The organism is Pseudoblastomonas aquimaris (assembly GCF_035481675.1).
Classification (GTDB): Bacteria; Pseudomonadota; Alphaproteobacteria; order Sphingomonadales; family Sphingomonadaceae; genus Alteriqipengyuania_B.
On the sequence record NZ_JAYJJW010000002.1, the window covers coordinates 54,621 to 72,736 of the forward strand.

An 18,116-nucleotide genomic window follows, 5' to 3' on the forward strand; every position below is an offset into this window, starting at 1 on the left:
GTGTTCACCGCGCCGCGCCGTCCGTCAAGACGGGTTTCGAAATGCGACGGATTTATACAAACGCCTTACCGCGCGGCGGGAACGGGCCGGCGGCGGCGGGTTAGCATCCTGCGCCACAGGGGGCGCCGGTCCTGCGCGCCCGATTTCATTACCCGGCTGCGGAACAGCCCCGCGCCGACTTTCACGAAAATCGCGACCCACACGGCCTGGTAGACAAGGGCGAGCACATGCGGCCACAACGCCGCGTCCTGGGCGGCGCGGGCGATCATGGTGAAAGGGGAGGACAGCGGAAACGCCATTGCCGCCATCTCCACGCCCGACCCCGGCTGCGCCATCGCGTAGCTGGCGAAGAGGAACACCATCAGCTGCATCATCGTCACCGGCATGGACAGCGTCTGCACCTCTCGCACGGTGGCCGCCATCGATCCGATCGCGAGGAAAACCGAACCGAGCAGGAGGTAGGCCATCGAGAAATAGGCGATGCCGAGCCCGAAGAAGGCGGGCCAGCCCACGGCGGGCGGGCTGAGATCGGCGAGCGAGCGCCCCGCCATCGACAGCAGCCCGCCGCCGACAAGCCCCCACACGGTGATCCCGACGAAGGAAATCGCCAGCATCGCGAACAGCTTACCAAGGAAGACCGCGTCCATGGGGATCGCCGCGGCCAGGATCTCGATGATCTTGTTGCCCTTCTCCTCGACGAGGTTGGACAGGACCATCCCGGCAAGCAGCATGGTCAGCATGAACAACAGCAGCTGCCCGCCCTGCGCGGTGAACAGGCGGGTGCGCGTCTCGCCGGCGGTGCTCCCCTGCGTGGTGGTGCTGGCGACTTGCGGCAGGGGCGCCGCGCCGCCGCTGCGCGCCTCCCGCGCGATCAGCCCGACGCGGCCCTGCCACGCGGCGACCTGCTCCGCCGGCCCGTAAAGCTGCGGCTTCTCCAGCGTGCCGCCGACGATGGCGCCCATGTTGACCTCGCTGCCTCGGAGCGCCGCACCGGGATCGAAATCGCCGCTCGCATCCACGCGCACGAGACCGGGGATATAGTCGCCCAGTTCGGCCTGGAGCCGCGCATGGGCGCGCTCGAATTGCACGGTCGCCGCCGGAGCCATGGCGATGCCGAGCACCGGCCGGTCGACCGTGTCGCGTACCTCCGCACCGATGCCGCCGGCAAGCCCGCCGATGACGAAGGGGAACAGCGGGCCGAGAAGGAAGAAGATGAAGGTCTTGCTCATCAGCACGGCAAGGAAGTCCCGCCGGGCGACGACCCATGCCGCGCGCCACACCGGCAGGCGGCCTTCGATGTGTCCCGCGCTCATGCCGCGACGTCCTGCTCGCCGGTGCCCGCCATCTCGGCAGCTGCCGCCTCGCCCGCGATGGCGACAAAGGCATCGTGCAGGCCCGCGCGCTCGATGGAAAGCGACAGGATGCCGGCCTCGCCTTCGATCAGGGCGCGCAGCAGAGGCTCGACTCCCGTTTCGGGCAGGTCGAACGACCAGAAATGCCCGCCGCCGGCCTTGCGGTCATGGTCGGCGCTTGGTGGCAGCGCGGCGCGCCAGGCGCCCTCGCCGCGCGCGGTTTCCAGATGGACTTGCGCCGGTATCCGGTCCCGCGCCACGTCGACCGAGCCGGCGAACGGCACCTTGCCGCCGGCGATGATGGCGATGGATTCGCACAGGCGCTCGGCATGGCTGATGACGTGGGTCGAAAAGATCACCGTCGTGCCGGCGTCCGCCAGCCCGCGGATCATCTTTTCGAGCTTGCCCTGGTTGATCGCATCGAGGCCGGAGAATGGCTCGTCCAGCACCACCAGCTTCGGGCGGTGGACCAGCGTGCCGAGCAGCTGGACGGTCTGCGCCATGCCTTTCGACAACTGGCGGATCTGGCGCTCGGCCGCGTGGCCGAGGCCGTGCGCGTCCAGCAGTTCCCGCCCGCGCCTGCGCCCTTCGGCCAGCGGCAGCCCACGCAGCGCCCCCATGAATCCGATCGCCTCGTAAGCCTTCATCGAAGGATAGAGCCCGCGTTCTTCCGGCAGGTAGCCGACCAGCCGCGCGACATCGCGGGGGTTGGCATGGCCGAGCAGTTCGCGCGTCCCGCTGTCGGGATCGATGATGCCCAGCAGCATGCGCAGCGTCGTCGTCTTGCCCGCGCCGTTCGGGCCGAGAATGCCGTAGATCGCGCCTTCCGGCACGGTCAGGTCGACGCCGTCCACCGCCAGCGTTTCGTCGAACCGCTTGACCAGCCCGCGCGCGACGATGGCATTGCGCACGGGCGCTTCGCCGGTTTCGTCGGGGGAATGGGTTGGCACGGCGGCTCCGCTGTCGGTAAGCATTGCAGCGACTTAACCGTCGCGAGTGAACGGGAGCAACTGCAAGTTTGGTTAATTCGGGCTATTTGGCAGGCTTGCAGGACCGGTTGCGGGCGCAGGCGGCGACGCTCGGCTTCGCGGCTGTGGGCTTTGCCGACGCTGCGGGCGACCCTGTGCGCAAGGCCCGGCTGGAAGAGTGGCTGGGCGAGGGGCACCACGGTTCGATGGAGTGGATGGAGGCGCGCAAGGACCAGCGCGCCGATCCGCAAGTCCTGTGGCCCGGCGCGCAAAGCGTCATCGCCCTCGGCATGGCATACACGCCTTCGGTCGACCCGCTGGCGCTGGAGGGCGATGACGAGAGGGCGCGCATTTCCGTCTATGCGCAGGGGCGCGATTACCACGACACGGTGAAAAAGGCGCTGAAGGCGCTCGCCCGCTGGCTGGTGGCGGAAGCCGAGCGCGATGGGCTGGGCACGCCGGAACTCAAGGTGTTCGTCGACACGGCGCCGGTCATGGAAAAGCCGCTCGGGCAAGCGGCGGGCCTGGGGTGGCAGGGCAAGCACACCAACCTCGTCAGCCGCGACCATGGCAGCTGGCTGTTCCTCGGCGCGATCTACGTCGCCCTGCCGTTCGCGCCGGACCAGACCCACGCCGACCGCTGCGGATCATGCCGGGCCTGCCAGGACGCCTGCCCCACCGATGCCTTCCCGGCGCCCTACCGCATCGATGCGCGGCGCTGCATTTCCTATCTCACGATCGAGCATCACGGCCCGATCCCGGAGGAGTTCCGCGAAGCGATGGGCAACCGCATCTACGGATGCGACGATTGCCTGGCGGTCTGCCCGTGGAACAAGTTCGCCGACGCGGCAGCGCGCCACAAGGCATTCGTGCCGCGGGCGGAGCTGGTCGCGCCGCGGCTCGCCGAGCTGCTGGCGCTGGACGATGCGGGCTTCCGCCAGCTGTTCTCCGGATCGCCGATCAAGCGCATCGGCCGCAATCGCTTCGTGCGTAACTGCCTGATTGCTGCGGGCAACAGCGGCAATGCGGATTTGCGCGCACCCGTGGAGGCGTTGCGGAGCGATCCGGACCCGGTGGTTGCCGAGGCCGCCGACTGGGCGGCGACCCGGCTTTAACCGCGTCAGCGTTGCAGCAGGTTGCGGGCCTGGCTCGCGATCTGCGCCAGCATGGCAGGGGCCACCCCGACCGAATTCTGCGCGCGGGTGATCATGGAGCGGAACTGGCGGATCGCCTCCTCATTCTGCTCGACCCAATTTTCGACCGCGCCTTGCGGATCTTCCTTCGCGCCCTTGCGGCGCGACAGGCGGCGCAGGAATTCGAAACGCATCTGCTGGAAATCGCGGGCCAGGCCGGACACGAGCAGGCGCTCCCACACGTCGGACGGGTTCATGGTCGCTGCCGTGCTCTGCGCCCAGTCGATGCCGAGCGCGGAGCCGATTTCGGTAAAGCCATGGGTGATCTGGCGGGCCGGGATATCGCTGTCGCTCGCCAGCTGGGCGAGGCCGACCGCACCGTCGAATTCGAACATGCGCGATACCTGCGCCGCCATCGCATCGCTGGCACCCGCTTCGGTGAAGCGCTGGCGTAGCCTGGCGGACTGGGCTTTCAGTTCGCGGCCGAGCAACTGTTCGGTGTCGCTCGCCAGCACGTCCACGCTCTTGCCCAGCTCCTTCACCATGGCTGCCGGACGCACCCGCCCGGCTGCCGTGCGCAGGACGTCCGACATCAGGTTGGCGGAGGCGGCCGCCAGGCGGTCGAACAGGAACAGGCGCGCGCTTTCTTCCATCTTGGCCGTGTCGAGTTCGGCCCAGAGGTCGCGCAGGTTAAAGAGGTGCGCCACGGCCACGAAGCTCGCCGCCACCTGCGCCAGCTCGACGCCTTCCTCCTCCGCCAGTTCGAACGGGTGGACGATGCCCAGGCGGTTGACCATCGCGTTCGCCAGCTTGGTCGCGATGATCTCGCGGCGGAGCCGGTGGTTTTCGATCTGCGTCTTGAACCCCTTGCGCATCGGCTCCGGGAAGCTGCGCAGCAGGAGATCGTGCAGCACCGGATCGTCGGGCAGGTCGCTCGCCTCGATCGCGCCCTGCAACACCAGCTTGGCGGAGGACAGGAGCACCGCGAGTTCGGGCCGGGTCAGGCCGCGCCCGTCGCTCGCGCGGCGTTGCAGCGCCTGGTTGTCGGCCAGCCCTTCGGTCCGCCGGTCGAGGTTGCCGCCGTCTTCCAGCGTCTCGATCAGGTGCAACTGCGAGCCGGTGGCATTCGCGCCGCCGATGCCGGCGATCGACAGGGCGAGCGCCTGTAGCCGGTTGTCTTCCAGCACCAGCGCGCTGACCTCGTCGGTCATCTCTTCCAGCAGCTTGACGCGCTTGGGCTCGCTCAGCTTGCCCGCACGCTTCGCGGCGGCGAGCGCGATCTTGATATTGACCTCGTTATCCGAACAATCGACCCCGGCGGAGTTGTCGATGAAGTCGGTGTTGATCGCCCCGCCACCCAGCGCGAATTCGATCCGCCCGGCCTGCGTGACGCCAAGGTTCGCGCCTTCGCCGATCACTTTCACCCGCAAATCGTCGCCATTGACCCGGATCGGGTCGTTCGCGGGATCGCCCACGGCGGCGTTGTTCTCTGCCGAGGCTTTCACATAGGTGCCGATGCCGCCGAACCACAGCAGGTCGGTGGGCGACTTGAGGATTGCGGAAATGAGCGCTTCGGGCTCCATCGCCTTGTCCTCGACATCCAGCAGTTTGCGCATCGCGGCGGTCAGCTTGATCTGCTTTGCGTCGCGCGGGAACACGCCGCCGCCCTTGGAGATGAGGTCATTGTCGTAATCGTCCCAGCTCGACCGCGGCAGGTCGAACAGGCGCTTGCGCTCCTTCCAGCTTTTCGCCGGATCGGGATCGGGATCGATGAAGATGTGCCGGTGGTCGAAGGCGGCGACCAGCTTGATCGCTTTCGACAGCAGCATGCCGTTGCCGAACACGTCGCCCGACATGTCGCCGCAACCGATTACGCGGACCGGATCGGACTGCACGTCGACGCCCATTTCAAGGAAATGGCGCTGCACGGAAATCCACGCGCCCTTGGCGGTGATGCCCATCGCCTTGTGGTCGTATCCGTTGGAGCCGCCGCTGGCGAAGGCGTCGCCCAGCCAGAAATCCCGGTCTTCGGCGATGGCGTTGGCCACGTCGGAGAAGCGCGCGGTGCCCTTGTCGGCCGCGACCACGAAATAGGGATCGTCCCCGTCGCGGATGACGACGCGTTCCGGGTGGATCACCTTGTCGCCGTCGAGGTCGTCGGTGATCGACAGCAGGGTGCGGATAAAGACTTCGTAGCTCGCCTGCCCTTCGGCCGCCCAGCCGTCGCGGTCCTGCGCGGGATCGGGCAATTGCTTGGGATAGAAGCCGCCCTTCGCGCCGGTCGGGACGATCACCGCGTTCTTGACCCGCTGGGCTTTCATCAGGCCGAGGATTTCGGTGCGGAAGTCGTCGCGCCGGTCGGACCAGCGCAGGCCGCCGCGCGCCACGGGGCCGGCGCGCAGGTGGATGCCTTCGACCCGGCGCGAATAGACGAAGATCTCGCGCCACGGCAGCGGCTTGGGCAGGCCCGGCACCTTGGCGGAATCGAACTTGAACGCCAGCGCCTCTGCCGCCGCGGGGGCGAAGATGTTGGTCCGCAGCATTGCCATGATCGTGTCGCGATAGAGGCGCAGCAGGCGATCATCGTTGATCGCCTGGACGCGCGACAGGCCGGTGCGGATCGCGCGGCGGGCATCTGCGGCGGCCTCCTCGCGGTCGCCCTTGAAGTCGGGATCGTGCAGCGCGTGGATCAGGTCGATCAGCGCATGGGTGACTTGCGGCGCGCCGCGCAGGGCGCCCACCACGGTATAGATGACGAAGGTCATGCCCGTCTGGCGCAGGTAACGGTAGAACGCGCGCATCCAGCCGGTCGCGGCGGCACTGATGCCGGTCGTGGTGACGAGGACGTTGAACGCATCGTCCTCCGCTTCGCCATTCAGCACGGCGGCGATGGCGGCCTCGATATCTCCCGCGCGGTCCAGCAAGGCATCGGTATCCTGCTGCGCACCGAGGTCGAGATGGAAATCGTGGATCGTGCCGAGCTTGCCGCGGTCGAGCAGGGTGGGCACTTCTTCCAGCACGCGGAAACCAAAGTTCTCCAGCGCGGGGACGGCATCGGAAAGCGGCAGGCTGCCCGATTGCTGGTAGACCTTGAGGCGCAGCGACCCGTCGGCGTCGTCGTCCTTGCGATAGAGGCGGACGCCGCGATCGGGCGCGCCTTCGCTTTTGCTGGCACTCTTGCCGTCGAGCGTGCGCAGCGCGGTGATGTCCCGCGCGGCTTCGGCCGCCGTGTTGCGCAGGCGGTAGCCTTGCGGAAAGCTTTCGGCGAAACGCCCGGCGATGGCGGCGGCGCGGCCTGCTTCCTCGGTCTTGCCGAGCTCGCGCTCCACGGCCTCGCCCCAGCCGCGCAGCATCACTTCCAGCTCTTCTTCCAGCTTTGCCGCATCGGGCACGCTGCCGCCTTCGCGGATGTCGAGGACGAAGCGCAGTGTCGCCAGCTGGCCGCCGTCCACTTCCAGGCTCCAGTCGAGCAGCTTGCCGTTCGCCGCTTCGCTGACCAGCGTCTGCGCCTGGTTGCGCACTGCCGTGCTGAGGAGGTCGCGCGGGAGCCAGACGAACACGAACAGGTGGCGCGCCAGCGGCGCTTCCACCAGCGCGAGGCGGGGGCGCGGGCGGTCGACCAGCCGCATCATCGTCGTCGCCACGCGCTCGACGTCCTTGTCGGTGAACCCGATCACCAGGTCGTGCGGCAGGGTGGTGAGCGAATGGACCAGCGACTTGCCGGCATGCCCCTGCGGGTCGAAGCCAAGCTTGCCCGTCAGCGCTTCCAGCTGCGCGCGCATGCGCGGGACGTTCTGCGGGCGGGTGGTGAGCGCGGCGCTGGTCCATACGCCGGCATGGATCGACAGCGCGGTCACCGTGGTGCCGTCATCCGCGAACAGCGGCACGATGAACAGGTCGAGCGGAACAGGGCGATGCACGTTGCTGATCCGGTTGGCCTTGATCGCCAGCGGCGCGGCCTCGCACGCGTCGCGGTCGGCGAACCAGGCAAAGGCGCGCTCGATCGATTCGGGTGCCAGCAGCGGGCTCGCGCTGGCACGGCAGATGCCGAGCGGTGCCTTGGTCTCCCCGCCGCGCTGGTGGATGATGTGGCCGAGCTGGGTCAGGTTGCCGTCGTCCAGCCAGCGCATCAGTTCCGCGCCTTCGCCCTTGCAGCCGTCGAGTGCGGCTGCATCGCGCTGCATCGCGGCGCGCAGCTTGGGCCAGTCCTTCACCGCCGCGTGCACATCGTCGAGCGTTTCGGCCAGGTGTTCGCACAGCGCGCGGCGCTGGCGGGCATCGGCCCGCGAGCATTCGACATAGATCATCGATTCCGCAGCCGCGCCGTTGCCGTTCTCCCGCCGGTCGTAAGCGGAAATCCCGTCGATGGCGCCGCCTTCGTCACGCGACACGCGGACCACGGGATGGACCAGCCGGTCGATGGTCAACCCATGTTCCGCGATAGCGGCCGCGACCGAATCGACCAGGAAAGGCATGTCGTCGTTGATGATGGCAATGCGCATGAAGCGCCGCTCTTCGGAAGCGGATTCCAGCGTGATGTTGTGCTTGCCCGGCTTGCGGCCGGCGGCGGCGGCCAGCAGAAAGGCTGCGGCATCTTTGCGCGCCGAGGGTGGAAAGGCGGGGTCGCCGAGGAGGAGCGAGGCGGAAATCTGCTTGCCGAGCGCGTCGACCAGCTTGCCGGGCACGTCGTCCGTCCGCTTCGTCCGGCCTTTACCCATCTGCGCTGCTCCTCAAGAACCCTGGCGTGCCGGCGGGAAGCGGCACGATTGCCGCAACAAAATTGCCGCCGCCGGCAGCAATCGGCCCGCCCTTACGCCCGTGCGCCAGCGGCGGCAACAGGCGCAATCGCGATAATTCATTCGTATGCACGAAAGGCCCGATGCCCTTACGGCATCCAAGGCAAACGGCTGGTGAGGTGACTAGCGGCCTGCGGGCGCGGGCAGCTGGTCGATATAGGCTTGGGCGCGTTCCGCCAGCGGGGATCCCGGCGCGACTTCGATGACCGAGGCGAAGCTGAGGCGTGCCGCCCCGTCGCGCCCGGCGAGCGCGGCGATGATGCCCGCTTCCAGCCCGACTTCGGGATCGCGTGGGCTCAGCGCGGCGGCGGTCTGGATGAAGCCCTGCGCTTCGGCCAGCCGCTCCTGGCTGCGGCTGAAGCGGGCGCTGATGAGCCAGGTGAGCGGATCCTGGGGGTTGTTTCCCCGCGCGCGGGCGAGGGCGGCATCCGCCTCTTCCGCCCGGCCGAGCTGGACCAGCGGGCTCGCCGCATCGCGGGCGATCGCTGCGGCAAGGACCGTGTCGCCGGTTGCGATCGCATCGGCTTCCGCCGCCGTCGCCGCTTCGACCGCACCCGCCATGTCGCCGGCGGCTTCCAGCGCGATCACCGCCATCGCGCCGTAGCGGGCGCGCGCCGGGCGCTGTTCGGCAGGCGTGATGTCGCGCGCTTCGCCGAAAGCCTCGGCCGCGGCGGCGTGGCGACCCATCCACATATAGGCCGTGCCCAGGCACTGCAGCGGCAGCGCGCGGCCGGCGCCCGGCTCCTCGCTTGCCCAGCGGCTGGCCTCGGCAATCGCGCTAGGCACGTCTTCGCGCAGCATGTCCATGCATGCGGCGAGGCGCGCTTCCTCGGTCGTCATCGGCGCGGCAACGGGGCTTGTCTCGGCGGGATCGGTCGGCACGTCGGGCACCACCTGGGCAATCATGAGGGTGGACATGAGAAGGGCGGAAAAGGGCATGCGTCGCTAAAGCTCCAGCAGGTCGTCGATGGCCGTGTGCAGCAGGGCGATATCCTGCGGGCGCGACAGGCGATGTTCGCCGTCCTTTACAAGCGAGACCTGCACCGCGCTTGAACGCAAGGCCGCGGCGAGGCGAAGCGAGACTTCCCACGGCACGTCGGCATCCTGCTGTCCGTGGATCAGGCGGACCGGCGCATCGATGGGGATCGTGCCGTCCAGCAGCTTGAGCGCCTCGCCGTCTTGCCAGAACGCGGCATGGGTCGGGGTGGGCTCGGGGCCGTAGGGATTTTCCTCGAACACCGTCTCCCCGCTGCGCAACCTGGCCTTTTGCGCCTCGCCGTAGCCCCAATCGGTGAAGTCGGGTGCGGCGGCGATGCCGACCATGCCCGCCAGCCGCTCTTTCAGCGCGAGGCCGACAAGGAGCATCAGCCACCCGCCCATGGAAGAGCCGACCACCAGCACGCGGTCCGCGCCGACGTGGTCCAGCACGGCCAGCACCTCGCCCCGCCATTTCGACAGCGTGCCGTCGGCAAAGTCCCCGCTGCTTATCCCGCAGCCGCTGTAGTCGAGCAGCAGGCAGGCCTGCCCCCGCGCCTGCGCCCGGTCGAACACCGCGGTCGCCTTGCCGCCCGCCATGTCGGACATGTAGCCCGGCAGGAAGACGATGGTTGGGCCGGTTCCGGCGGTGTAGCGAAAGGCGATGCGGCGGCCGTCCGCCAGCTGGAGGAATTGCGTATCGGTCATCACGCAAGGGCCCTACAGAAGCGACTTCACAATGTCATCGCGGGCGCGCATGACTGCCGCCATGATATCTTCCAAGACCGGCCAGCCGCCGCTTTCCGCCCTCACCCGCCGCTCGCTGTTCGGCCTTGCCGGGGGAACGCTGGCGATCGCCGCCGCGCCGCTTTCAGCCCAGCTCGCCAGCGGCTTCACGCACGGCGTCGCCAGCGGGGAGCCGGGTGCGGACCGGGTGCTGCTGTGGACCCGCTTCGTGGCGGAGGCGGAGACGCGGCTGGCGATGGAAGTCAGCGACACGCTCGATTTCGCCCGCGCCCGCGCGGTGGGCGAAGCGGTGGCGAGCCCCGATCGCGACTGGTGCGCCAAGGCTTTTGCCGAAGGGCTGGAAGCGGGCCGGTGGTATTACTACCGCTTCGTCGCGCCCGATGGCCGGATGTCGGAGACCGGCCGCACGCGCACCTTGCCGACCGGGCCGACGGGGCGCTGGCGGATGGCGGTCTTCTCCTGCTCCAATATCGGCTTCGGCTGGTTCAACGCCTATGCCCACGCTGCCGCGGCGGACGATTTCGACTGCGCGGTGCACACGGGCGACTATTTCTACGAATACGGCCGCGGCACCTATCCTTCCGCCGAGCAGGCGCTGGGCGGACGCGACATCATGCCGGCGGGGGAGACGGTCGCGCTGGCCGATTACCGGCTGCGGCACGCGGCCTACCGCTCCGACCCCGACCTGCGCCGCCTGCACCAGCTCTATCCGATGATTTCGGTCTGGGACGACCACGAAAGCGCGAACGACAGCTGGCGCGGCGGGGCGGAAAACCACCAGCCGCACACGGAAGGCGAGTGGGACGTGCGCAAGCGCGCGGCGATGCGCGCCTATCGCGAATGGCTGCCGGTATCGGACGATCCGTGGGCCAGCTACCAGGTCGGCGACCTTGCCACGCTCTATCGCCTCGAAACCCGGCTGGAAGCGCGTGCGAAGCCGCTCGACCTGGCGACCGTGCTCGCCGGCAAATCCTCGCCGGAGGATGTCGCAGGGGCGCTCATCCGGTTCCGCGAGACCGATTACGCCGATCCGTCGCGCGAGCTGATGGGCGCCGCCCAGCAGGCGTGGCTGGCGCGCGGCATGCAGCAGTCGCAAGCTGCCGGCACGCGCTGGCAGGTGCTCGCGCAGCAGGTCATCATGGGGCACCTGTCCGCCCCGCCCGACCTCTTGTCAGCCTATGCCGCGCTGCTGCCCGATGCCTACAAGGCGCGGGTGCAGGCCGGCGTCGCGGCGAGCCGGGCGGGCCTGCCGTTCAACATGGATGCCTGGGACGGCTATCCCGCCGCGCGCGAACGGCTGCTGAAAGCGGCGCTGGAGGCGGAGGCGGAGCTGGTCGTGCTGGCGGGCGATTCGCACAACGCCTGGGCATTCGACCTCGACCTCGATGGAGCCCCGGCCGGGGTGGAGTTCGCGGGCCACTCGGTCACCTCGCCGGGGGCGGAAACCTACCTGCCTGGCCTGCCTGCCGACCAGTTCGGCCGCGCGGCTGTCGATCGCAACGACCAGCTCAAATGGGCGGACACGTCGCAGCGCGGCTACATGGCGTTGGAGCTGACGCCGCAACACGCCGCGTGCGAATGGCGCTTCATGGGCACGATACGCGAACGCTCCACGCAGCTGGCCGGGACGCACCGCATGGTGGCCCCGGCCGGCGCGCGGCGGTTCGAAACCTAGTTCGTGCCGGCGCTCGTCCCGGTCAGGCGCCGCAGTTCGGCATAGACGACTTCGGGCCGGTCAAGCTGGACGAAATGGCTGCTGTTATCGACCGGCACGATCCGCACGCTGTCCAGGGCGGCGTAATCGGTGGCATAGCGTTCGCGTGCCATGTCGGCGTATTCCCCGGTTGCGAAGTGCACGACCGTGACCGGCATTGCGAGCGCGGCGATATCCTGCCGCAGGTCCATCATCGTGTCTTCCCAGACCAGTTGCGCCACGGCCAGCGGTTCCGCGTCGAGCGACCAGTTGGCGATTTTGACGCGGCGCGCCTCGTCCACCGACATGCCCATGGCCCCGGCGCCCGACGCCGTGCCTTCGACCCCTGCGGCGCGCATCGCGTCTGCGCCATCGATCAGCATCTGCCGCATTCGGTCCGCCTGCGGGCGCACGGTCTCCAGCGTCATGTCGGCGGAGAAAACCGTGCCGAAGAAGGGCAGCGAATCGAGGATCAGCAGGTTCGCGGCGAATTCGGGATGGTCGAGGCCGAAGCGCATGGCGATCAACCCGCCCAGGCTGTGGCCCGCGATAGTCGCGGGGCCGAGGTCGCGGGCGACGAGGTCGGCGGCGATGTCGGTGACGATCCCTTTGATCGCGCCGTCCCGCTCGTTGGCGGTGCCGCGCTCCCCGTCGAAGCCGCGGACCTCGACCACCAGTACGCGGTGGTCGCCCGATAGCTGCGCGACCGCATCGTTCCACACCGCGCCGGGGGTCGACATGCCGGGGACGAGGACGACGACCGGGCCGGTGTCACCGTAAAGCCAGCTGCGGATGTGGCCGCGTTCCACTGCGGGGACGGCTGGGACCTGTACGGTCGCAGGGGCAGCTTCCCGGCCCGATGCAGGCACAAGGGGGGTGAGCGCCGCAAGCGCGGCGAGAAGGAACGTCTTCATATTATTGGACCTTTTGTGTGGCTGCGCCTCAGTCGCGCAGGAAGATTTCCTCTATCGCCATGTCGAACAAGTCGGCGATGCGGAAGGCGAGGGGGAGGCTGGGATCGTATTTCCCGGTCTCGATGGCGTTGACCGACTGGCGGCTGACTTCGAGCCGTTCGGCGAGGTCCTGCTGGCTCCAGTCGCGCTCGGCCCGGAGGACCTTGAGGCGGTTCTTCACGCGTCGTCTCCCGACCGGTCGCGCATCGTGAGCCACGCCTGGCCGAGACCCATGCCCATCGCCCAGATCGGCACCGCCCACCAGCCCGGAACGTGCGGCACAAGCTCGAACGTTTCGAGGAAGCCCCAGAAGCTGCCGATGGCGAGGACTGCGCCGAGCCCGACAAGCGATGCCATCACGGCGCGATGGCGAAGATACTCGTCCTGCTCCTCCACGATGTAGCGGCCCATGACGAACAGCATGGCGAAAATCGGGATTACCGGCAGCATGGCGAGGAGCCATGTCAGCCCGGTCGACGGATCGAGATTGCGCCAGACCCAGATCGCGATGCCGAGGCCGAGCATGTAGGCAAGCGAACTCGCGATGATGCCCTTGGTGTATCGCAGCGCCGCCCTGTTGGTGTGCGCGTCCTTGTTCGAGGCGCGGGTCGCCTGGCGGAGCACCGCGAGCATGAAGCCGACGGGCACGATGGCGAGGATATAGGCCGTGGTCGCATTGATCGCGCCGCTCGACCGCAGGCCGAGAATGATCGCGGCCGTGGCCAGCATGAGGCCGCCGTAGAGCCCGCTGCGGTTCTGTGCGAGGCCGCTCATGCCGCGGTCCGCGCAGACTTGAGCCGGCAGACCTCCTGCCGCGCCGTGGCGTAGCCCATGACGAGGACGACGATGAAGCCGGTGTAGGCCAGATTGTCGGTCAGCGCGCCGATGTAGTTCATCAGGGCAACCATCAGGATGGCGATACCGATTGCAAGCGAAGGCTTGTCGAATTTCATGTGTCAAACTCCCTTTAACTGATGTCAAGGAAACTAGACTTCCCATCCCGACAAGTCAAGCGTCATTTACAAAATGATTGCCGACCTTGTCAGGAATGGCGGATTTCCGCGGGTTGGCGGGGGGCTTAAGGGGCGCTATATCGCTCCCATGCGGATCAAGATCCTGACCACGACCACTACCACCACCGGGCCTTGCCCGGGGCGTATGGTCGCGGCCTGATTCGCCCGACCGTGCCGCCCGGGACCGGGTGGCGCGGCGTCCCTCCCGATCCCGACACCAACAGACGCCTTCCAGCCCGCGCGCCGCTATGCCATGGCGCGTGCGCAATGCGATTGGACGAGAGAGAATGACGGAACTGCTCAAGATCAGCCTGCCCGACGGATCGGTGCGCGAAGTGGAGCGCGGGGCCACCCCCGCCGACATCGCCGCCGCGATCGGCCCCGGTCTGGCCAAGGCCGCCATCGCCGCACGCGTGGATGGCGAGCTGCGCGACATCAATCGTCCGTTCGAAGGCGATGCCGAGCTGGCTCTGGTGACTGCCCGCGACGAGGAGGACGCGCTCGAGCTCGCCCGCCACGATTTCGCGCATGTGCTGGCCGAAGCGGTCCAGTCGCTGTTCCCCGGCACGCAGATCACCTTCGGGCCGGCGACGGACGACGGCTTCTATTACGACGTGAAGGCACCCGAGGGCCGCGAGCCCTTCAGCATGGACGACCTCCCCGCCATCGAGGAGGAAATGCGCCGCATCATCAAGGCCGACAAGCCGCTCCGCCGCGAGGTCTGGAGCCGCGAGGACCTGATCGCGAAATGGGAAGCCGACGGCGAGACGTTCAAGGCCGAATGGGCCCGCGAATTGCCCGAAGGCGAGGAGCTGACGGTCTACCATTCGGGTGACGACTGGCTCGACATGTGCCGCGGCCCGCACCTTGCCAGCACCGGCAAGCTCGACCCCCAGGCGTTCAAGCTGATGCGCGTGGCCGGCGCCTACTGGCGCGGCGACCAGAACAATGCGCAGCTGACGCGCATTTACGGCACGGGCTGGCTCAACAAGAAGCAATTGAACGCGCACCTCGTGCGGCTGGAGGAGGCCGCCAAGCGCGACCACCGCAAGCTGGGCCGCGAAATGGACCTGTTCCATCTGCAGGAAGAGGCGCACGGCAGCGTTTTCTGGCACCCCAAGGGCTATCGCATCTGGCGCGAGCTGGAGGCCTATATGCGCCGCAAGATGGACGGCGGCGGCTACCGCGAGATCAAGACGCCGCAGCTGATGGACGTGCGCCAGTGGGAACAGTCCGGCCATTGGGGCAAGTATGCGGAGAACATGTTCGCCGTGCCCGACATGGTGCCGGAGGTGGACGAGCTGGGAGACGGTCCGGCGAATCCTTCGGTGGCCAAGGACGCCGACTGGATGGCGATCAAGCCGATGAACTGCCCGGCGCACGTGCTGGTCTTCAAGCAGGGCATCACCAGCTACCGCGACCTGCCGATCCGGCTGGGCGAAATGGGCTGCTGCCACCGCAACGAACCGCACGGCGCGCTCCACGGGCTGATGCGCGTGCGCCAGTTCACACAGGACGACGCGCATATCTTTTGCACGGAAGACCAGGTGGTCGAAGAAGTGCGCAAGTTCTGCCAGCTGGCGGACGAGGTCTATCGCGACTTCGGCTTCAGCTACCACGTCAAGCTGGCCCTGCGGCCGGAAAAGCGCTTCGGCAGCGAGGCGGACTGGGACAAGGCGGAACAGGAACTGCGCGATGCCGTGGCCGAAGCGGGCATGGATAACGAGGAATTCGGCTGGGAAGAGCTGCCCGGCGAAGGCGCGTTCTACGCGCCAAAGCTGGAATGGCACCTCACCGACGCGATCGGGCGCACGTGGCAGGTCGGCACGATCCAGGGCGACCGCGTCCTGCCCGAACGGCTCGATGCGAGCTACATCGGCGAGGATGGCGACAAGCACCGCCCGGTGATGCTCCACCGCGCGATCTTCGGATCGTACGAGCGCTTCATCGGCATCCTGATCGAACATTTTGCCGGCAAGCTGCCAGTGTGGCTCGCCCCGGTTCAGGCGGTGGTGGCGACCATCGTGTCCGACGCCGACGACTATGCAGGAGAGGTCTCCGCCAGGCTGGCCGCTGCAGGGATCCGCGTCGAAAGCGACCTCAGGAACGAGAAAATCAACTACAAGGTGCGCGAACACTCGCTCGCCAAGGTCCCGCATTTGCTTGTGGTCGGCAAGCGAGAGGCGGAGGAAGGCACCGTCGCCGTCCGCACGCTGGGCGAACAGCACCAGAAGGTGATGACGCTGGACGAAGCGGTCGCCATGCTGACCGCCGCCGCGACCCCGCCCGACCTCGCCTGACGCGACCGGCCGGGTGGAAATCCTTGCAGGCTACGGCGCGGGGCAGCTGGCGTTGGCGGTCATCGCCGCGCTGGCGGCGGCGTTCGTTCGCGGGCTCGCGGGCTTCGGCATGGCGATCCTGCTGGTGCCGGTGCTCGCGCTCGCCATGCTGCCGGTGGAAGCGGTGTTGGTCACGAATTGCCTGGCGGTGATGATTGGCGCGACAGAGTTCGTGCGGCTGGTGCGCGATGCGGAAAAATCCGCGCTCGTTATTTCCGGCCTGGTGATCCTGACCACCGCGCCGGGGCTGATCCTACTTGCCGCCACGCCGCCCGACATCGCGCGCGTGCTGATCGCCATTGCCGCCATGACGGCGTTCGGGGCGGTCCTGTTTCCCGTGCGCCCGGCAACGCCGCCCGGTCCGGTCGTCACAGGCATTACCGGCGTGCTGAGCGGGCTGCTGACGGGCTTTGCGGGCATGCCCGGCCTGCCGGTCGTGCCCTATTACGTCGCGCGCGACATCGCCCGGAAGGTCGCCAAGGCCTCCATGCTGCTGATCTTCACCGTGGCCGCGCTGGCGGGCATCGGTTCGGGGCTCGCCATCGGGGCTTTCGAGTGGCGCTTCCTCGGCCTCGCGCTGTTGCTGTTCCCGTTCATCCTTGTCGGCAACCGCATCGGCATGGCGGCATCGGGCCGCGTCGGCGACAAGGCGTGGCGCGGCTTTACCGCCGCCGTCTTGGGGGCGACGGCGCTCGCGTCATTGATCAAGCTGGTGAACTAGGCCGTATACTCGTGAATCCCACCTTCGAGGTTTGAAGCAAAATGGGCCAGCACAAGGAGCAAAGGCGCAGCAATACCGGCGGTCTTGCAAGCCTTTGTAACGCGGTGATGGCCCATTTTGGTCAAATCCCTGCGGGACGCGGGAATGACTTCCATCTCAAACAAAAACACGCTTGGAAAGGCAGACAGCCTTCCCGGCGCGCGCTTTCGCCCGATATGTTCGTCATTCCGGCGCCTCGTAGGTAGGATTCACGAGTATACGGCCTAGAGCGGCAGGAACGGGCCGGCGGCGATCAGCGCGATGGCGCAGGCGCCGACGATCGCGGTGCGCGCCAAGTCGGCGGCATCCAGCGATGCCTGCGTGGCGGTCTGCCGGACGAGTGCGATGGCCTTGCTCATGCCGGGCATTTTCCCAGCCGTGGCCTAACGAAAGGTAAACGCCTCAGGCGCGGGGCATCTGCTGGCTCGCGCAGTGGAAGCTGCCGCCGCCCGCCAACACGGCGTCCGCTGGCAGGCCGATGGTTGCGCGGTCGGGGAACAGCGCGGCGATGGCCGCCACGCCCGCCTCGTCATGGACCGAGCCGTAGGTCGGCACCACCACGAGGTTCGAGGTGATGGCGAAGTTCATGTAGCTGGCAGGCTCCGCGTCCTCGCCCATGCTCACGAGGCCGGGAGAGGGGATGTCCACCACCTTCACGCCGAACGACACGGCCCGGGCGCGCGCGTCGGCATAGATCGCGGCGTTGGGATCGTCCGCCCCGCTCGGCACCGGCAGCGCCAGCGTGTTTTCGCCGACGAAGCGAGCCAGGTTGTCGACGTGACCATCCGTATGGTCGCCCAGCAATCCGTCGCCCAGCCACAGGACCCGGTTAAAGCCGAGTTCGCGGGCAAGGCGCATCTCGATATCTTCGCGGCAAAGCTGCGGGTTGCGGTTCGGGTTGAGCAGGCATTGCTCGGTCGTGACGACGAGCCCGGTGCCGTCGGTATCGATCGCGCCGCCTTCCAAGATCCAGTCCGCGGTCTCGAGCGGCAGGCCGGCGTCGCGGGCAAGCTTCGCCCCCACGGTCTGGTCGCCGTCCATCAGGAACTTGCCGCCCCAGCCGTTGAAGCCGAAGCGCCGTGCGGCGAGGCCGTCGCCGCTGCGCACGACCAGCGGCCCGGTATCGCGCAGCCAGATGTCGCCATATTCGCGCCACTCCAGCGTGACGGCGGGCGAGACGAGGCCTTGCGCCCGCGCCTCGTTCGCCGCGTCGCGGACCAGCAGCCGCACTTCCAACCCGCTTTCGGCGACCGCGTTGGCGAAAGCGGCGATCTGTTCCTGCGCGCGCGGCAGCGTGTCCGGCCACTCCTCCGCATCGTGGGGGAAGCCGATCCACAGCCAGTCCTGCGGCGCCCATTCGGGCGGCATCGTCACGCTCATGGTTTGT

At 68.0% G+C, this 18,116-nt stretch carries 15 protein-coding genes; 4 read left to right on the forward strand and 11 right to left on the reverse strand.

The features are described 5' to 3' along the window. Positions 1-65: 65 nt before the first annotated feature. Both VCJ71_RS10325 and VCJ71_RS10330 read right to left on the reverse strand, forming a co-directional pair. Entirely contained in the window at positions 66-1,313 is a 1,248-nt protein-coding gene (locus VCJ71_RS10325) for an ABC transporter permease (protein WP_324640995.1), read from the reverse strand. Continuing rightward, entirely contained in the window at positions 1,310-2,302 is a 993-nt protein-coding gene (locus tag VCJ71_RS10330) for an ABC transporter ATP-binding protein (RefSeq protein WP_324640996.1), read from the reverse strand. Before VCJ71_RS10330 ends, VCJ71_RS10325 begins: the two co-directional genes overlap by 4 nt. A gap of 95 nt (positions 2,303-2,397) precedes the next feature. On the opposite strand from VCJ71_RS10330, the gene queG reads away from it, so the two are divergent. Then, the gene (gene queG, locus VCJ71_RS10335) at positions 2,398-3,435 is read left to right on the forward strand and encodes a tRNA epoxyqueuosine(34) reductase QueG (RefSeq protein ID WP_324640998.1); all 1,038 of its coding nucleotides are present in this window, start codon (positions 2,398-2,400) and stop codon (positions 3,433-3,435) included. 5 nt (positions 3,436-3,440) lie between these two features. Here the strand turns inward: queG and VCJ71_RS10340 are convergent, their stop codons facing one another. The 3 genes from VCJ71_RS10340 to VCJ71_RS10350 form a co-directional block, all read right to left on the reverse strand. Then, positions 3,441-8,171, reverse strand: coding sequence for an NAD-glutamate dehydrogenase (locus tag VCJ71_RS10340; protein WP_324640999.1), 4,731 nt, complete (start codon positions 8,169-8,171; stop codon positions 3,441-3,443). Positions 8,172-8,372: 201 nt separating this feature from the next. Then, positions 8,373-9,167 carry a tetratricopeptide repeat protein gene (locus VCJ71_RS10345; protein ID WP_324641001.1) on the reverse strand — a complete coding sequence of 265 codons (795 nt, stop codon included), beginning with the start codon at positions 9,165-9,167 and terminating at the stop codon, positions 8,373-8,375. 27 nt (positions 9,168-9,194) lie between these two features. Beyond that, complete coding sequence (locus VCJ71_RS10350; RefSeq protein WP_324641003.1) at positions 9,195-9,932, reverse strand: alpha/beta hydrolase; 738 nt, start codon at positions 9,930-9,932, stop codon at positions 9,195-9,197. A 61-nt stretch (positions 9,933-9,993) separates the two neighbouring features. Between VCJ71_RS10350 and VCJ71_RS10355 the strand changes: the two genes are divergently transcribed. Further along, positions 9,994-11,646 (forward strand): alkaline phosphatase D family protein, encoded by a 1,653-nt coding sequence (locus VCJ71_RS10355; RefSeq protein WP_324641004.1) that lies wholly within the window; start codon positions 9,994-9,996, stop codon positions 11,644-11,646. Here VCJ71_RS10355 and VCJ71_RS10360 read toward each other — a convergent pair. From VCJ71_RS10360 to VCJ71_RS10375, 4 genes are read right to left on the reverse strand one after another with little or no spacing between them, the layout of a single operon-like run. Further along, positions 11,643-12,578: an alpha/beta fold hydrolase gene (locus VCJ71_RS10360; RefSeq protein ID WP_324641006.1), complete on the reverse strand. Its 936-nt coding sequence runs from the start codon at positions 12,576-12,578 to the stop codon at positions 11,643-11,645. The genes VCJ71_RS10355 and VCJ71_RS10360 overlap by 4 nt on opposite strands. A 28-nt stretch (positions 12,579-12,606) precedes the next feature. Beyond that, a complete protein-coding gene (locus tag VCJ71_RS10365) occupies positions 12,607-12,798 on the reverse strand; it encodes a helix-turn-helix transcriptional regulator (protein ID WP_324641008.1) in 192 nt (63 codons plus the stop codon). After that, entirely contained in the window at positions 12,795-13,391 is a 597-nt protein-coding gene (locus VCJ71_RS10370; RefSeq protein ID WP_324641010.1) for a hypothetical protein, read from the reverse strand. The genes VCJ71_RS10365 and VCJ71_RS10370 overlap by 4 nt, the downstream gene beginning before the upstream one ends. Continuing rightward, entirely contained in the window at positions 13,388-13,570 is a 183-nt protein-coding gene (locus tag VCJ71_RS10375; protein WP_324641011.1) for a hypothetical protein, read from the reverse strand. The genes VCJ71_RS10370 and VCJ71_RS10375 overlap by 4 nt, the downstream gene beginning before the upstream one ends. Before the next feature lie 347 nt (positions 13,571-13,917). Here VCJ71_RS10375 and thrS point away from each other — a divergent pair, with 347 nt between their 5' ends. Together thrS and VCJ71_RS10385 are read left to right on the forward strand one after the other, a co-directional pair. After that, positions 13,918-15,930: a threonine--tRNA ligase gene (thrS, locus tag VCJ71_RS10380; RefSeq protein WP_324641013.1), complete on the forward strand. Its 2,013-nt coding sequence runs from the start codon at positions 13,918-13,920 to the stop codon at positions 15,928-15,930. 13 nt (positions 15,931-15,943) lie between these two features. Next, positions 15,944-16,690 (forward strand): sulfite exporter TauE/SafE family protein, encoded by a 747-nt coding sequence (locus VCJ71_RS10385; RefSeq protein WP_324641015.1) that lies wholly within the window; start codon positions 15,944-15,946, stop codon positions 16,688-16,690. A gap of 263 nt (positions 16,691-16,953) precedes the next feature. On the opposite strand, the gene VCJ71_RS10390 is transcribed toward VCJ71_RS10385, so the two are convergent. Together VCJ71_RS10390 and VCJ71_RS10395 are read right to left on the reverse strand one after the other, a co-directional pair. Continuing rightward, positions 16,954-17,088 (reverse strand): hypothetical protein, encoded by a 135-nt coding sequence (locus VCJ71_RS10390; RefSeq protein WP_324641017.1) that lies wholly within the window; start codon positions 17,086-17,088, stop codon positions 16,954-16,956. A gap of 43 nt (positions 17,089-17,131) precedes the next feature. Further along, positions 17,132-18,109 (reverse strand): agmatine deiminase family protein, encoded by a 978-nt coding sequence (locus VCJ71_RS10395; protein WP_324641020.1) that lies wholly within the window; start codon positions 18,107-18,109, stop codon positions 17,132-17,134. Positions 18,110-18,116: the final 7 nt, after the last annotated feature.

Excerpts from the sequence above, each read along its gene's own strand:
- VCJ71_RS10325 (WP_324640995.1), bottom strand. The coding sequence starts at position 1,313 with ATGAGCGCGGGACACATCGAAGGCCGCCTGCCGGTGTGGCGCGCGGCA.
- VCJ71_RS10340 (WP_324640999.1), bottom strand. The coding sequence starts at position 8,171 with ATGGGTAAAGGCCGGACGAAGCGGACGGACGACGTGCCCGGCAAGCTG.
- VCJ71_RS10345 (WP_324641001.1), bottom strand. The coding sequence starts at position 9,167 with ATGTCCACCCTCATGATTGCCCAGGTGGTGCCCGACGTGCCGACCGAT.
- VCJ71_RS10350 (WP_324641003.1), bottom strand. The coding sequence starts at position 9,932 with ATGACCGATACGCAATTCCTCCAGCTGGCGGACGGCCGCCGCATCGCC.
- VCJ71_RS10355 (WP_324641004.1), top strand. The coding sequence starts at position 9,994 with ATGATATCTTCCAAGACCGGCCAGCCGCCGCTTTCCGCCCTCACCCGC.
- VCJ71_RS10360 (WP_324641006.1), bottom strand. The coding sequence starts at position 12,578 with ATGAAGACGTTCCTTCTCGCCGCGCTTGCGGCGCTCACCCCCCTTGTG.
- VCJ71_RS10370 (WP_324641010.1), bottom strand. The coding sequence starts at position 13,391 with ATGAGCGGCCTCGCACAGAACCGCAGCGGGCTCTACGGCGGCCTCATG.
- VCJ71_RS10375 (WP_324641011.1), bottom strand. The coding sequence starts at position 13,570 with ATGAAATTCGACAAGCCTTCGCTTGCAATCGGTATCGCCATCCTGATG.
- thrS (WP_324641013.1), top strand. The coding sequence starts at position 13,918 with ATGACGGAACTGCTCAAGATCAGCCTGCCCGACGGATCGGTGCGCGAA.
- VCJ71_RS10390 (WP_324641017.1), bottom strand. The coding sequence starts at position 17,088 with ATGAGCAAGGCCATCGCACTCGTCCGGCAGACCGCCACGCAGGCATCG.
- VCJ71_RS10395 (WP_324641020.1), bottom strand. The coding sequence starts at position 18,109 with ATGAGCGTGACGATGCCGCCCGAATGGGCGCCGCAGGACTGGCTGTGG.